14 protein-coding genes are annotated in these 15,484 nt (G+C 46.0%); 5 read left to right on the forward strand and 9 right to left on the reverse strand.

Going from position 1 to position 15,484, the window contains the following annotated elements; genetic code table 11:
• Nucleotides 1–181 precede the first annotated feature (181 nt).
• The 3 genes from mnmA (at nucleotide 182) to ASG93_RS24650 (ending at nucleotide 2,521) form a co-directional block, all read left to right on the forward strand.
• On the forward strand, nucleotides 182–1,270 hold the full coding sequence (mnmA, locus tag ASG93_RS24640) for a tRNA 2-thiouridine(34) synthase MnmA (protein WP_056836238.1): 1,089 nt from the start codon (nucleotides 182–184) through the stop codon (nucleotides 1,268–1,270).
• A gap of 39 nt (nucleotides 1,271–1,309) precedes the next feature.
• Entirely contained in the window at nucleotides 1,310–2,002 is a 693-nt protein-coding gene (locus ASG93_RS24645; RefSeq protein ID WP_156411030.1) for a hypothetical protein, read from the forward strand.
• Between the two features lie 159 nt (nucleotides 2,003–2,161).
• On the forward strand, nucleotides 2,162–2,521 hold the full coding sequence (locus ASG93_RS24650; protein ID WP_056836242.1) for a DUF3889 domain-containing protein: 360 nt from the start codon (nucleotides 2,162–2,164) through the stop codon (nucleotides 2,519–2,521).
• Here ASG93_RS24650 and ASG93_RS24655 read toward each other — a convergent pair.
• From ASG93_RS24655 to ASG93_RS24680, 5 genes are all read right to left on the reverse strand, one after another.
• On the reverse strand, nucleotides 2,516–3,835 hold the full coding sequence (locus ASG93_RS24655; protein WP_056836244.1) for a replication-associated recombination protein A: 1,320 nt from the start codon (nucleotides 3,833–3,835) through the stop codon (nucleotides 2,516–2,518). The genes ASG93_RS24650 and ASG93_RS24655 overlap by 6 nt on opposite strands.
• A 668-nt stretch (nucleotides 3,836–4,503) precedes the next feature.
• The gene (locus ASG93_RS24665; protein WP_029196910.1) at nucleotides 4,504–5,259 is read right to left on the reverse strand and encodes a ThiF family adenylyltransferase; all 756 of its coding nucleotides are present in this window, start codon (nucleotides 5,257–5,259) and stop codon (nucleotides 4,504–4,506) included.
• A 24-nt stretch (nucleotides 5,260–5,283) separates the two neighbouring features.
• Nucleotides 5,284–7,065, reverse strand: a complete 1,782-nt coding sequence (gene aspS / locus ASG93_RS24670; protein WP_056836248.1) for an aspartate--tRNA ligase — start codon at nucleotides 7,063–7,065, stop codon at nucleotides 5,284–5,286.
• A gap of 64 nt (nucleotides 7,066–7,129) precedes the next feature.
• Entirely contained in the window at nucleotides 7,130–8,395 is a 1,266-nt protein-coding gene (gene hisS / locus ASG93_RS24675; RefSeq protein WP_056836249.1) for a histidine--tRNA ligase, read from the reverse strand.
• A gap of 443 nt (nucleotides 8,396–8,838) precedes the next feature.
• Nucleotides 8,839–9,144: a winged helix-turn-helix transcriptional regulator gene (locus ASG93_RS24680; protein ID WP_056836252.1), complete on the reverse strand. Its 306-nt coding sequence runs from the start codon at nucleotides 9,142–9,144 to the stop codon at nucleotides 8,839–8,841.
• Between the two features lie 159 nt (nucleotides 9,145–9,303).
• Here ASG93_RS24680 and ASG93_RS24685 point away from each other — a divergent pair, with 159 nt between their 5' ends.
• A complete protein-coding gene (locus tag ASG93_RS24685) occupies nucleotides 9,304–9,696 on the forward strand; it encodes a DoxX family protein (RefSeq protein ID WP_056836254.1) in 393 nt (130 codons plus the stop codon).
• A 288-nt stretch (nucleotides 9,697–9,984) separates the two neighbouring features.
• On the forward strand, nucleotides 9,985–10,278 hold the full coding sequence (locus ASG93_RS24690; RefSeq protein WP_056836256.1) for a hypothetical protein: 294 nt from the start codon (nucleotides 9,985–9,987) through the stop codon (nucleotides 10,276–10,278).
• 105 nt (nucleotides 10,279–10,383) lie between these two features.
• On the opposite strand, the gene ASG93_RS24695 is transcribed toward ASG93_RS24690, so the two are convergent.
• The 4 genes from ASG93_RS24695 to ASG93_RS24705 all read right to left on the reverse strand — a co-directional run bounded on the left by ASG93_RS24695 (nucleotide 10,384) and on the right by ASG93_RS24705 (nucleotide 15,455).
• Nucleotides 10,384–12,339 (reverse strand): FAD-dependent oxidoreductase, encoded by a 1,956-nt coding sequence (locus tag ASG93_RS24695; RefSeq protein ID WP_056836645.1) that lies wholly within the window; start codon nucleotides 12,337–12,339, stop codon nucleotides 10,384–10,386.
• Between the two features lie 205 nt (nucleotides 12,340–12,544).
• Nucleotides 12,545–12,718 carry a hypothetical protein gene (locus ASG93_RS35410; protein WP_156411031.1) on the reverse strand — a complete coding sequence of 58 codons (174 nt, stop codon included), beginning with the start codon at nucleotides 12,716–12,718 and terminating at the stop codon, nucleotides 12,545–12,547.
• A gap of 74 nt (nucleotides 12,719–12,792) precedes the next feature.
• Nucleotides 12,793–13,233 (reverse strand): D-aminoacyl-tRNA deacylase, encoded by a 441-nt coding sequence (gene dtd, locus ASG93_RS24700; RefSeq protein WP_056836257.1) that lies wholly within the window; start codon nucleotides 13,231–13,233, stop codon nucleotides 12,793–12,795.
• Nucleotides 13,234–13,268: 35 nt separating this feature from the next.
• Nucleotides 13,269–15,455, reverse strand: coding sequence for a RelA/SpoT family protein (locus ASG93_RS24705; RefSeq protein ID WP_056836259.1), 2,187 nt, complete (start codon nucleotides 15,453–15,455; stop codon nucleotides 13,269–13,271).
• Nucleotides 15,456–15,484: the final 29 nt, after the last annotated feature.

A 15,484-nucleotide genomic window follows, 5' to 3' on the forward strand; every position in this document is an offset into this window, starting at 1 on the left:
CATTTTTCGCAAAAACATTCCTAAACATCCGTATATCGTATATATGGTATCATAAATTCCTTCTTCTGTGGGAGAAAAACAATGACATTCTCATGAAATATTTTAATTTTGAACAATAGAGAGGTATAATAGGAAGAGTTTTAAAAAAAAGTCTTACAAGATAGAAAAGAGGTTCACAGCTATGAGTAAAAAGACACGTGTCATATTGGGAATGTCCGGCGGTGTCGATTCTTCGGTTGCTGCGCTGTTGCTTAAGGAACAGGGCTACGAGGTTATTGGCATTTTCATGAAAAATTGGGACGATACCGATGAGTTTGGCCATTGTACCGCAGAAGAAGATGCAGAGGATGTTAGAAGAGTATGCGATCAGCTCGACATCCCTTTCTATACAGTTAATTTCGAGAAGCAGTATTACGACAAAGTTTTCGCCTATTTCTTGGACGAGTACACCAAGGGCCGTACGCCGAACCCGGATGTGATGTGTAATCGCGAAATTAAATTCGGGGAATTGCTTCAGAAGGTCATAGATTTAGGCGGGGATTACATTGCAACAGGTCACTATGCGCAAGTGAAAGAGCAAGATGGTGAATATGTGCTATTACGTGGTAATGATGCCAACAAAGACCAAACGTACTTCCTTAACGTGCTCAATCAGCAGCAGCTATCCAAAGCCATGTTCCCGATTGGCCACCTGCCGAAACCAAAGGTTCGTGAAATTGCTGAAGCAGCAGGTCTAGCCACAGCAAAGAAGAAAGACAGCACTGGAATTTGCTTCATCGGCGAACGAGACTTTAAAGAGTTCCTCAGCCAATATTTACCTGCTAAACCGGGCAATATGGTCGATATTCGTAACGGAGAAGTCAAGGGCCGTCACGATGGCTTGATGTACTACACCCTTGGCCAAAGACAAGGACTTGGTATTGGCGGGTCAGGCTCAGGTGAGCCATGGTTCGTAGTAGATAAAGATTTGGAAAGCAATCAACTGCTTGTCGTTCAAGGTGAGCAGTATCCAGGGCTATATTCTAAGGGCTTAACTGCCACAGATGTGAACTGGATATCATCGAGCAGACCTGTAGGCGCTTATGCATGTACAGCCAAATTCCGTTACCGTCAGCCCGACCAAGGCGTAGTCCTTACATTCATGGAGGATGGGACATGTGAAGTGGTCTTCGATCATCCACAAAAAGCCGTAACGCCGGGGCAATCCGTTGTTTTTTATGATGAAGACGTGTGTTTAGGCGGCGGAGTTATTGATAAGGTTCATAAGTAAGTTTGATCGACGGATATAAGAACAGGAAGGATGATCGTATTGGTTAAAGCGAATGATGTTGGTTGGAAAGCTGCTGCTTATGAGGATGTTACAAAGATCGTCAAAGAGGTAGGTATTCTTCCTCTCTCTTCATTCATACCAGATCATCCTTCACTTGAATCTATAACTGTGCCTGAACAATGGCATACCGGCCTCGAGACAGATCCTTGGTTATGGCGAGATCGTCTCCCTGGCGACGGCATAGCCGCTTATGGACGCTTTTTTGCAAAGAAGCCTCTTTTGATTTCTGCTGAGCTCTTCCCATTGATTAAAAATTTGTTAGACGAGCCTTATTCCGTTGAGGAGCGTTATGCAGACGGAGAGCTTCCCAAATCAGCTGTCGAGCTTTTTCAAGCTGTTCAAGAGAATGAAGGCATCGATGTGAAGGAGCTTCGCTCCAAGATCGGGATGAAAGCCAAGGAGTCGAAAAATGAATTCGACCGTGCACTGATAGAACTACAAAGCAAAACTGATATCGTCATAGCTGGGATAAGTGAACGCCTGAATGCCAACGGCACCAAGAACGGCTGGAACAGCACCTGTTATATGACTTCCGAACATTGGATGGAGCTTCATGGGATTAAGGTGAATACACTTCCAACTCCGGAAGCGAAAAGTCAACTCAGAGCGTTGCTTCAAGAGCGGTTTAGTCCTGCCGCGGGTATTTATTTGGGCAAGGTTTTTAAATTATAGGAATGATCATTTAATAGGAGCCCTCAGGGCTCCTATTTCTGTTCGCAGCGCTGTCGCCAGCAAACATATAAAACGGCATTCTTGTAGAAATTTACCGCTTACCTTTCAAGTATGCAGACTTAATTCTAAGCATAGGATAATCGCGAAAGGTGTGAGTGAATGGGTAGAAACTTAGCCGTATTTCTCATTATTTGGGCTTGTTGGACTGGAAGTTTGCAGGTGATAGCAGAGGCGGAAGAAATTATTTTAGGATATAAGCCTGAACAAGACCTTGATTATGCCAAATGGAGTCGTCTTGCCTTTCAGGAGGCTGGAAGACTATACACTTTATTAGATTATAAATATTTAGGGCGCTCAACTATCGCGCCAGGTGTTGTACAGCAGCAGTTTCGCTTCTGGGTAAGGCATCATGGTGTCGAATTTCCGCTGATTGTTTCGATTCGGTACGATCCTATTACAGAGAAGATTTTCACAATCGATATGGAGCAAGAAAAAAGAGAGAACCTACCGATTTTATAACCCTGTAGGTATCCCTCTTCTTTTTTGTTGATTGAGCTTCATCTTTTCTTCTGTTCCCTGTTCACTAGCTGCAAAAATGATCTCATTTCGAATTTCGTCAGGTAAGTACTGCTGCTTCACATAGTGTCCTGGATAATTATGCGGATACATATAGCCTTTATGTCCGAGCTGGTCAGCACCTTTGTAGTGCGTATCACGCAGATGAAGCGGTACATTCGCAGATTTCACTTGGTCCATCAACTGTTCCGCACGAGAGATGGCCATCGGTATCGAATTTGACTTTGGACTCTCCACGGCAAATAAAATTGCCTGGGAAATGATGTACTTTGATTCCGGCCAGCCAATCTTATGATAGGCATCCATGGCCGTTACGGACTGCACCATCGCCTGCGGATTGGCAAGGCCGATATCTTCACTGCAGGCGACGATAAGACGCCGCAGGAACGTCATAGGATCCATGCCGAGCTTCTCGACGGCATATAGGAACCAGAACAGCGCGGCGTCACTGGAGCCGCGTACGCTCTTGTGAAAAGCAGACAAGACGTCATATTGCGTCGACTCGTCCGCTTTCACGATGGGGCGGCGGATCGACTCTTCCGCCACCTCGCGCGTAATCTGAACCGTTCCATCCGGTTCAGGTGAAGTCGTCAGCGCTGCAAGCTCCAGCGCGTTAAGTGAACGGCGGATGTCGCCATTCGCCATCCGCGCAATGTGCTCCAGCGCCTCCTCGTCTACGTGGAGGCGCATGAAGCCGAGCCCCTTCACGGGGTCGGCGATGGCTCTTCGCATGGCGATGAGCGCATGCTCCGCCGTGAGGGCCTCGAGCTGGAACAGCGTCGAGCGCGACAGCAGAGCCCCGTTCACATGGTGAAACGGGTTCTCTGTGGTCGCACCGATGAAGATGAGGATGCCCTGCTCTACAGCAGGGAGCAGGGCATCCTGCCGCGAGGTGTTAAAGCGATGCACCTCGTCCAGGAACAAGGTCGTCTTACGACCGTACATCGCTTTATTGGTCTTTGCTAGCTCGATAATCTCTCGCACATCTTTGACCGAAGCATCAACGGCGTTCAACTTCATGAACTCACCCTGTGTTCGGTTCGCTATGATGTTGGCCAATGTTGTTTTCCCTGTGCCTGGAGGTCCATAAAGCAAGATTGAGGTCACTTGATCGGCCTCAATCGCACGTCTTAGCAGTTTACCTTTTCCGACGATTTGCTCCTGTCCAATATACTCATCGAGTGTTGTTGGCCGCATACGATCAGCTAACAGCTTTCCTGTTGGTTCTTGTGAAGAAGCATATGTAAACAAGTCCATAGGTAGTTTATCCTTTACTTTGCATTGAAAGATATAAACCCTATTATAACCCGCATACGAAACCATGTCATGTTTTGTCAGTAAAAGATCCCCTGATACGAAACCTGGAGGATCTTTCTTAATGCATTTATACAGACTGAGGAGTTGCATTCTCATCTGCGGTTCCGGACGTTGGACAGGTAACGTGAAACGAAGTGGCCCTGATATGAATGTAGCCGCAAGTCTGACAATACCGAAAATAATGCTTAAGATAAAGCAGTGCAGCACTCACGCGAATCAATTGATCAGGGAACTTCGATGCGCTTATTGCTATATAGCCAATGTAAGGCTGGTAAAAGCGGAACGTCGACGCGTTATTTCCTCTTAAAACAGCTTATTTCACTTTTTCGCGGAACGAGGATCCGCTATTTCCCACTTTCGAAGTCTAAAAACCTCCAAAACACCAAATAGCGTACCCATGTTCCCCATAGTGGCCCAACACTGACATATTAGCTGAAATAGCGGATCCTCGTTCCCCGCCAGCCTTAGAATAGCAGCAAATTTTGCCGATTCCACACCTGTACATCCTTTTCCATTTGTCCCTACTCGTAGACAGTGCATAAATAGGATGCTCCACCCATTAGGCAATTAAAAAAAACGGATGCCCGTTTTCATGGGCATCCGTTCTTCTATTTCTTCTTCAAACCAATTTCCAATAGTTCTTTCACAGCCACACTCACCATGATCAGTCCTGCCACAGGCGGGACGAAGGCATTGCTCGCCGGCGGTTGTTTCGCCTTGCGAATTTCTGGTGCATTCGCAGGAACGATTTGCTGCGTCACGTCCTCGCGGGGTTTCATCGGCTCCTCGGTCGAAAATACGACCTTCACGCCTTTTTTGATCCCTTCCTTGCGCAGTTTTTGACGCACCACACGGGCAATTGGATCCATGCTCGTTTTGGAGATATCCGCCACTTTGAACTGTGACGGATCCATTTTGTTGGCTGCGCCCATACTGGATACGATAGGAATCTTCCGCTCTAGACACTGTTTAATAAGATGGATTTTGTAGGAAATAGTATCGCTCGCGTCCAGCACGTAATCGATTGGATAAGCAAATACTTCTTCATACGTTTCCTCTGTATAAAACATCCGTAGCGCGATAACATCGCATTCCGGATTAATTAATTTGATTCGATCACGCATCAGGTCAGCCTTAGGCTGACCTACTGTTGTCGTAAGCGCATGAATCTGACGATTAATATTCGTGATGTCGACCACATCTTTATCGATCAGAATAAGACGTCCAACCCCTGTACGCGCTAGTGCTTCAGCTGCGATTGAACCTACACCGCCGATGCCTAGTACGGCAACCGTGCTATTCTTCATGATTTCAAGGCCCTCAGGGCCAATCGCTAGTTCGGTTCGTGAAAATTGGTGAAGCATAGAAACACTTCCTCTTCTATGTTCTTAGGCTTTGGCAGCAGGCTGTTTAAGCGCTAAGCGAATCGACAGTTGTTCAAGCTGTTTATCATCTACTGTACCCGGTGCATCGGTCAACAAGTCTGTTGCGCTTGCTGTTTTCGGGAATGCAATCGTTTCTCTGAGGTTCGTACGGCCTGTGATCAGCATCACCAAACGGTCGAAACCAAAAGCAAATCCGCCATGCGGAGGTGTTCCATATTCAAAAGCTTCGAGCAGGAAGCCGAATTTCTCAACAGCTTCTTCTTTGGAGAAGCCCAGTGCACCGAACATTTTCTCCTGTACTTCACGTTGGTAAATACGCATCGAGCCGCCGCCCACTTCATAGCCGTTCAAGACAAGATCGTATGCTTGTGCACGAATTTGACCTGGGTCTGTATCGAAGAAATGAACATCTTCTTCATTAGGACGCGTGAACGGATGATGCTCAGCCACATAACGTTTGGCTTCTTCGTCATACCCAAGAAGTGGGAAATCCACAACCCAAGCATACTTGAACTTCGAGTCATCGATAAGGCCAAGCTGACGACCGATTTTCAGACGAAGGTTACCTAGTACGTCAGCAACAACTTTTTTCTTATCAGCAGAGAATAGAAGCAAATCCCCTTCTTCTGCGCCCAAACGCTCTGTTAACGCAGCGATTTCAGCTTCATTGAAGAATTTCACGATAGGCCCTTTGAATTCGCCGTCTTTCACTTGAATCCAGGCTAAGCCTTTGGCGCCGTAACGTGCTGCGAATGGCAGGAGGTCATCGATCTCCTTACGACTCCATGTGCCGCAACCTTTCGCGTTCAATGCTTTTACTTGACCGCCGCCTTTAACGACGTTTGCAAACACTTGAACACCTGAAGTCTCAACGATATCAGAAACATCTTCAAGTTCTAGACCAAAACGCAGATCCGGTTTATCCGAACCATATTTCGCCATAGCATCCGCATACGTAATACGTTGGAATGGACGCGGAATCTCAACCTGAGCTGTTTCTTGCATTAACTTAACGACTAGCTCTTCCAAAATCTCAAGGAGTTGGTCCTGGGAGAGGAAGGAAGTCTCAATGTCGACTTGTGTAAATTCAGGTTGACGGTCTGCACGAAGATCCTCATCGCGGAAGCAGCGTGCGATTTGGTAGTAACGCTCCAAACCACTAACCATCAACAATTGTTTAAAAATTTGCGGGGATTGCGGAAGTGCGAAAAATTCGCCCGGATGCACGCGGCTTGGCACCAAGTAATCGCGAGCGCCTTCCGGTGTGCTTTTTGTCAAAATCGGTGTTTCTACATCAATAAAGCCTTGGGCATCCAGGAAGTTACGGAAAACGTTGGACGCTTTGGAACGAAGCATTAATGTTTTTTGCATTTCCGGACGACGCAGGTCCAAATAACGATATTTCAAACGAACAGCTTCATCCACATCTACGCCATCTTCGATGAAGAACGGAGGTGTTTTGGCTGCATTCATGATTTCGATTTCAGTCACCTGAATCTCAATTTCACCCGTTGTAATATTTTTGTTAACCGTTTCGGCATCACGTTCTACAACTTTCCCTTTAACCGCAAGTACGTATTCATTACGAGCACGGTCAGCAATAGCTAGCGCATCGCCTGAGAAATCAGGGTTAAATACCGTTTGTACAAGCCCGCTGCGATCGCGTAAATCGATGAATAGAACGCCACCTAAGTCACGTCTTCTTTGCACCCAACCGTTTAGTATAACTGTCTGTCCAACCTGAGCTTTCGTAAGCTCCCCGCAATGATGTGTTTTGAGCATCATGATATGTTTTCCTCCTAATATAGGGATCTTTGAGCGGAGCTCAAAGTCTCTCCTTTTTGTTTACCTACTCGAAAAGCGTCTTTGCCGCGTTCGAAGCAAGATCGGCTAAACTCACAGTCAATTGACTGCCTGTATCCATCTTCTTCAGCGTAATTTCGCCGCGGACCAATTCGTCATCTCCAAGAATCGCCACATAGGTGGCTTGAAAGCGGTCGGCCGATTTCATTTGTGCCTTCATTTTACGGCCTTGGTAATCCTTCTCCGCTTTCAGTCCTTGCACTCTAAGCTGGTGCAACAGCTTCGTTACTTCCTTCTCCGCCGCGTCTCCTAGACCGATCAAATATACGTCGAGCGGCTCTGGCTTCGGAATATCGACACCTTGTGCCTGCAGTACGAGCAGAATACGCTCAAGGCCAAGACCCAAGCCAACTCCCGGCTGATCGTTGCCATGGCCGCCAATCTGCTCAACTAGACCATTGTATCGTCCGCCTCCGCCAATCGTATCAATCGCACCGATCCCGGCTGCTTTGTACTCAAAAGCTGTATGCGTGTAGTAATCAAGACCGCGAACAAGGCGCGGATTAATCCGATACGGGATTTCCATTGCTGTTAAATGCTCTTGAACCAGCGCGAAATGCGACGTGCACTCTTCATCCAAATACTCCAAAATTTCTGGAGCACCTTCGCCATACTTTTGATCTATTTTACAATCAAGAATACGCATCGGATTCCGATCAAATCGGGACTGACAATCTTTACAAAGCAAATGTTTCACAGGTGCGAAGAACTCCTGCAGCTTCTCACGGTAAACCGTTCTAACCGCTGGTGTGCCAACGGAGTTAATTTCAACGGTTACTTCCTTAAGACCGATTTCTTTATAGAACGTGTAACCAAGAGCAATCACTTCCGCATCAATGCTTGGATCAACGGATCCAAAAGCCTCAATGCCGAACTGATGGAACTGTCGGTATCTCCCTGCTTGCGGCTGTTCGTAGCGAAACATGGGCCCAATGTAATACAGCTTCGTGAGATCAGGTATTCCGTAAAGCTTATTCTCTACATAAGCCCTAACAACACCGGCTGTTCCCTCGGGACGTAGCGTCATGCTGCGGTCCCCTTTATCGAGAAAGGTATACATTTCTTTACCCACGATATCAGTCGTTTCTCCGACGCCTCTAATGAACAAATCGGTATCCTCAAATATCGGCGAGCGGATTTCTTTGTAATTAAATCTTTGGCACAAGTCTCTTGCTTTGCTCTCTAGGTACTGCCACTTCTCCACCTCACCGGGAAGAAGATCTTGTGTGCCTTTCGGCTTTTGAATGCTCATGGGTCCAACCTCCCTTTATCTAACGTTCAAGCTATAAAACAAAAAAATCCCCCACCCCCGACTAACGTCAGGGACGAGAGATTTGATTAACAAATTCACCCGTGGTACCACCCACATTCAGAAATGCTGCTATCGTTTGCCAGAGGCAACGAAACAGAATTCTGCTCTTTACGGATAACGCCCGCTACACGCACAGCTGCTACTAGGCAAGTTGACATTAGCCAATATGCATTTCCCAGCCGGTCCTCGGGGAGGTCTTTTCGTTCGCTCATCATAGGAAGCTTGCAGCCTAGACTTCCTTCTCTGCTTATGTGGGGGCGACTTACTTTATCCCTTCAACGGATCACAAAAGTATCGAATTACATTATTGTTTATTGTAAACATTGGCAGATACAAAGTCAAGAGATAGAAGTACTAATCCTCCTATACCTCCACTATATTAGTTAATGTAAGTCCGCCCATTTTTGCAACTCGTCCATAACGGGTTTAAGCCCTTTTCCTTTGGCGGTTAATTCATACTCAATCCGAACTGGCGTTTCTGGGTATACATGACGGATGATGATCTCTGCAGCCTCAAGCTCCTTGAATCTCTCAGAAAGCATACGATCACTCATACTCGGGATGAGAACTGATATATCTTTAAATCGCTTCGGTCCAGAGAGCAAGACATGAACAATTAGTCCTGTCCAACGCTTTCCCAGAAGTTCAAAAGCATTCTCGAATTTGGGACACAGTTGATAGTCTTCCATATAAATCATCTCCTCAGAGTTTTCGTTAGAAAACTTGCATCGTAAGCTTTTCTTAAACAATTTTAGCATAGTCGCTTGACAAAAGTAAGTGCTTCGTAATAATATACTAACATAAAGTAAGTAATTAAACAAAATATATTGAAAGAGGAGTTGTTAGTAATGGCGTTAGGTCTTCTTATTATTCGTTTAGTGATCGGTTTATCATTCGCGGCGCACGGTTCACAAAAAGTATTTGGATGGTTCGGTGGCTATGGTCCCAAAGGTACGGGAGGTTTCTTCGATTCTATTGGAATCAAGCCAGGTGTGCTCATGGCTGTTCTTGCAGGTTTGGCGGAACTTGCAGGCGGGCTGCTCTTCGCTGCAGGTCTTTGGACACCATTAGGTGCTGCCCTAATCGTTCTAATTATGCTTGGTGCTATTATTAAAGTTCATGCCAAAAACGGTTATTGGGTAACTTCCAATGGTATTGAATACAATTTAACATTGATCGCTATCGCCGTTGGTGTTGCACTTATCGGAGCCGGTGAATATTCTTTAGATGCTTTGATGTAAAAATGATGTTCAGCCGTCCAGCTCATGCTGTGACGGTTTTTTGTATAAGAAAATAGCCTGCAGCACAGGGGCTGCAGGCCTCAAGTAAATATATTTTAAAGGGGGTCGACTATTATTATATCCGCACTTGATTAAAGGGATATGAAAATTAAATTACAATTTCATTACAGCATTTTCTTCGTATTTTCAGTCATTTTCATTTATTTTCACCGTATATTCAGGCCATTTTCACATATACATGTACAACAAGGCAGATGGCCTTGAATTTATCATCAGGAGGCTGTAACAATGACAATACAAAACGAGTTTCAAGAGGAACGGCAAGATCTAGTGGTGCTCTTCTCTGAAGATTCCGAAACCGAAGCCGAAGTTGAAGACGAAGTAGCTGAAGAAACAGCCGAAGAAGAGGCCATTGAAGAGTCGGACGAAGCTGAGGAAGCGGAAGAAGAAGAAGCTGTTGAGGAAGAAGTAGAAGCTGAGGATGTGTCCGAGGAGGATGCCGAAGCGGAAAGTGAAGAATCCGCCGAAGAAGATTCGGAAGATTCAGCGCAAGCAGAAGAGGATGCTGCGGACGCAGACTGAACCCCGTAAGAATGTAAGCGTAGACACAAAAACTTCCTTAGCTTCGAAAAGTTAAGAGCCTTAGTGCCACATTTACAAGCGGCATTAAGGCTCTTATTTGTTGTTCTATGGCTTACCTGTGACGCCAACTTTTAAATCTTTAATAAGCAAATACGTGTCGGCATTCGTTAATTTTTGCTTGTCGGCAATAAGCTTAACGGTCGTTTCTGTGAGCAGCTTATTCTCCATTAACTTGGATTGCGCTTCTGTAGAGGCAGCTTTCAATCCTAACGCTTGCGTGATTGTATAACTCGCCTGTTCTAATGTCAGAGGTATTTTATCGTTGTTTTGCAGATTCGCAATAGCGTGCGAAACATCCCCGATAAAGGCTTCAGGTTTCATCTTCCTCGCACTGCTGACGAGATTAACCATTCGTTTTGGATTGGCAGCGTCGTCTAGGTGGAAATTGTTATCATATGCACCCGATGCCAAGCCAAGCATTAGCGCAGATTTGAGACCTTCATATGCTTTATGCTCCATGAAAGGTTCCGGCTTCAGCGTAATCGGTTTAATCTCCATACCTTGGTTGTTTAGTTGATCCTGCAGCTTCGTAATCACCTCTTTGGAGACAGACATTTGGCGGAATGTCAGCTTCTCCTGCTTGGCCAACTTCGCGGCAGCACCAGCCGCCTGGCCTACCGCCATGCCATTCGGGATCACACGCGCACTTCCATGAGGCAACGTGTCATAGCTGGCCGCTTTGCTAGCGACAAGCAGACCATCCACTTTGAGCGGAACGATGCTGCGGAACGGAATCGCATACTGCTTCGGATCGCAGACGACATTTCCGTTATCCGTTGGCGATGTACGCTGAATGTCGACCGGATACGAGCCGAATCCGATCCGGTCCCACTGATCGCCGTTCGTGCATACATCTACGATATTCAGCCGATATTCCCCTTGAATATGCCGCGTTTCGCGCACATACAATTCCGATGCTGTGCCGGCCAGCTCAACACCAGCAAACTCAGGGAACGTTTGTTTCATGTAAGTGACGACATTCGGCAGCTCTTTGTTCGCAATGTCTATCGCTTCCTGCACCGACTTGGGATCGAACGTATCGACATTAAAAATTTGCAATGAATTGACAAGTGCCGTGTTATCGTTCTGCCTACCCATATTCAAACCGCGCATCTTTGCACGTTCTTTATTAATCGGCGGATAGTTGCTCATCTCTCCGTAACCCCAGACGCTGACTTCGTTCACACCAGTGCCGTCCGAACTATCGTTGTTCAGACGCTTCGCCATTTTATCCCATACTTCGGACGTAACGTTCTTGAGTTTGAATACCATGGTAACCGCCATCCGCGACTTGGGATCGCCAAGATCCTCGCGACCAAATGTGTAGGGCACACCTGCCGCTGCGGCAAAATCAGCATCCTGTGTCGCGTCGATGACAGAGGCCGCTTTCACGGTTTGTTTCGTTCCATCTGCTAAAGTGAGATTAGCGCCCTGTATGCTCGCATTTCCAGAAGCTTCTGGTACTACAACTGGGTCAATCTTTTGTGTATGCATCAAAATATCTATATTTTTCTCCGCTCGAACGAGGTTATAGAATGCATTGGCCGCTGTATTGACATCGAAAGAATCACCTTCGATTTTGCTATACCATTCCGAGAAGAAACCTTTGTTTAAGACCTCATCTTTGCTGAGTGGATTCAATTTGGGCACATAGTTCATATCAATTGTATTCAGATCGCCAAGTGTCATTAATCCCCCAAGTGCATCCCGATTCCGCCCATCTACAAGCAATGTACTCAACCCATTACGAGCAGCCGAAACGGCAGCAGCAACCCCCTCCGGATCCGTACCCACTACGATAACATCGTATTCATTCTTGGCTTTCTTTACTGATTTCACTTCTTCAATAGCTTGCTTAACTGAGCTATGTTCACCATGTAGAAGATGTTTATATTGATAATAGAGAGATGCGGCAGCAGCCAGCACCGCAAGTACAATCAATACCCCCATCAACCAAAGCCATCCTTTGGATGTGGAATTGTTACGATTCGAATTTGTCATTAGGACGAAAGCACCCACCTTGTCTCCTGCTTTTCATACAACTTACCAGTCATAAGGTTGATAAGTTTCTTCCAAGCAATTGATTAATTTCCAGTCAAAAAACATCACATGTTAGTTTACCACACTTCAGGAGTGTAGAGAAATATTGCGACAGTAACAAATAAAGCCGCGCACAGCTGAACGAGCAGCATGCGGGGCTTTATGGTTACCGGTAGGATTTTTTGGGAATGCTTTTCATCTTTTCTTGCTCGGACGTGAATTCTGCACTAATTTCGACATCAGCGAGCGCAGGTGCTTGACTCATCCGCTCAGCAAGTGTGGTATGGAGCAGTTGCTGCTCTGGTGCCGTCATGGCTCTTTGTTTGATCGATTGACGCATCTGGATGCTCCTAACCGCTAGTATATACACATTAAGTATAACCAGTCAGCTAGTTTATTATCCTTTAGAGCAACCTATTTGCTGTCGATAACCAACGTAACAGGTCCCCAATTCGTCAAAGATACATTCATCATTTCCCCGAAAGCGCCTGTTTCCACATGTAAACCTAAGGACCTTAGCAGCTCATTAAACTTATCATATAGCGGTTCAGCAAGCTCTGGTCTTGCCGCTGACATGAAATTGGGCCGCTTCCCTTTGCGGCAATCGCCATACAAGGTAAACTGCGAAACGGATAAAATTTGTCCTCCTGTCTCCAGGACAGAAAGATTCATTTTGCCGGTTTCATCTTCAAAAATACGCAGTCCAGCCACTTTATCGGCCAAATACTTCGCATCCTGCTCGGTATCGTCATGGGTAATCCCGACTAGCAGCATCAAGCCCTGATCAATACGGCCAATGGTTATATCATTGACAGTTACTTCGGCACGTTTACAACGTTGAACAACTACTCTCATTGCCTACCCTAATCTCCTTAACTTTATTACATCGGCTAGCTTTGCATAATACGCTGGACGGAATAAACATCTTTGACACGTTTAATTTTCTCAACAACGGACTGCAGATGGTCTATATTTTTGATTAAAATGGTCATATGGATTGTAGCCATCTTGTTCTTATCGGATCGCCCGGATACTGCGGAAATCATCGTTTTGCTTTCTGAAACGGCTTGGAGTACTTCGTTTAAGAATCCACGGCGGTCATGACCAGTGATTTCAATCTCGACATTGAAATTGGATTCAACCGCTTCGGCCCAATCGACCTCAATGACCCGTTCCTCTTCTCCCATACTCGTAGGAATGTTCGTACAATCAGAACGATGCACAGACACGCCGCGTCCTCTTGTGATATACCCAATAATCAGATCGCCAGGTACCGGATTACAGCAGCGTGCGAAGCGGACAAGCAGATTGTCGACACCTTTGACACGGACACCGTTGGTTGGACGGCTTTTGCGCTCGGATGACGTCGGCGGCTTGACCTCCTTGACCTCACTTGTAAGCTTCAGCACCTGTGCTTCTTCGGCTTCCTTACGCAGCTTCTCGGTTAACTTCGTACATATTTGTGCAGCTGTAATACCGCCAAAGCCTACGGCTGACAGCATATCTTCAATATCGCTAAAATTAAACTTCTTGGCGGCTTCAAGCATTTTATCGTCGCTCATCAAAGTCGGTGGATCGATCGCCAATCGTTTGAGCTCGCGCTCAATCATATCTTTCCCTTTTTCGACGTTCTCTTCACGCTTCTCTTTCTTAAACCACTGCTTGATCTTACTTCGAGCGTGAGAGGATTGCGCGATTTTAATCCAATCCTGACTAGGTCCGTACGAATGCTTAGAGGTCAGAATTTCAATAATATCCCCTGTTTTCAACTTGTGGTCCAAGGGAACGATCCGGGAATTTACTTTGGCACCAATTGTGCGATTACCAACTTCAGTATGAATGCGATATGCAAAATCCAGTGGCACAGAACCAGCCGGCAGCTCGATAACTTCCCCTTTTGGCGTAAACACGAAAACAAGGTCTGAGAAGAAATCCATTTTCATGGATTCCATAAATTCGGAAGCGTCATTGGTCTCGTGCTGAAGCTCCAGAATTTCACGGAACCAGCTCATTTTGTCCTCGAAAGTGCCCGAAGGAACTACAGAACCGCCTTCTTTGTAGGCCCAATGCGCAGCAATACCAAACTCTGAAGTCCTATGCATCTCCCAGGTGCGAATCTGTACTTCTAACGGCTCTCCCTTAGGACCAATCACCGTTGTGTGCAAAGACTGGTACATATTCGGCTTCGGCATTGCAATATAATCTTTGAAACGTCCAGGCATTGGTTTCCACAAGGTATGAATAATGCCTAAAGAAGCGTAGCAGTCCTTAATGCCATCGACAATAACACGAAGTGCCATAAGATCGTAAATCTCATTGAATTGCTTGCCGCGGGAGCTCATTTTTTTATAAATACTGTATAGGTGCTTAGGTCTTCCGGAAATATCTCCCTGAATGCCCATTTCATCCAGCTTTTCTTTAATGCTGTGAATAACGTCCTCAATATATTGCTCACGCTCTGTACGTTTCTTCTGCATGAGGTTAACGATCCGGTAATACTGCTGCGGATTTAAATAACGGAGGGCAATATCCTCCATTTCCCACTTAATCGTGGAAATACCGAGTCGATGCGCAATCGGACAGAAAATCTCCAGCGTTTCCTCTGCAATACGGCGCTGGCTCTCTTCGGATTGGTACTTCAACGTGCGCATATTGTGCAAACGGTCCGCCAGTTTAATAAGAATAACGCGAATATCCTGCGCCATCGCAACAAACATTTTGCGGTAATTCTCGTTCTGCTGCTCCTCTTTGGACTTGAACTTGATCCGTTCCAGTTTCGTCAAGCCATCCACAAGCATCGCGCAAGTTTTCCCGAATTTATCTAGAACAGTTTCGAGTGAAACTGTTGTATCTTCAACGACATCATGCAGAAGCGCAGCAATCACGGATGTGACATCCATCTGCATGTTCACCAATATATCTGCAACAGCGAGTGGATGCAGAATATAGGGCTCACCCGATTTGCGTACTTGGCCATGATGGGCCTCATCCGCAAATTCATAGGCCTCCCTAATCCTCTGCAAATCATTCTCTTTCAGATAGGTGGCGGCCTTCTCCAGCAGCTGCTCTATACCCATGCATCTACCCATTCCCTTTAATCGATTTT

Source organism: Paenibacillus sp. Soil787 (genome assembly GCF_001429545.1).
In the GTDB taxonomy this organism is placed as follows: domain Bacteria; phylum Bacillota; class Bacilli; order Paenibacillales; family NBRC-103111; genus Paenibacillus_E.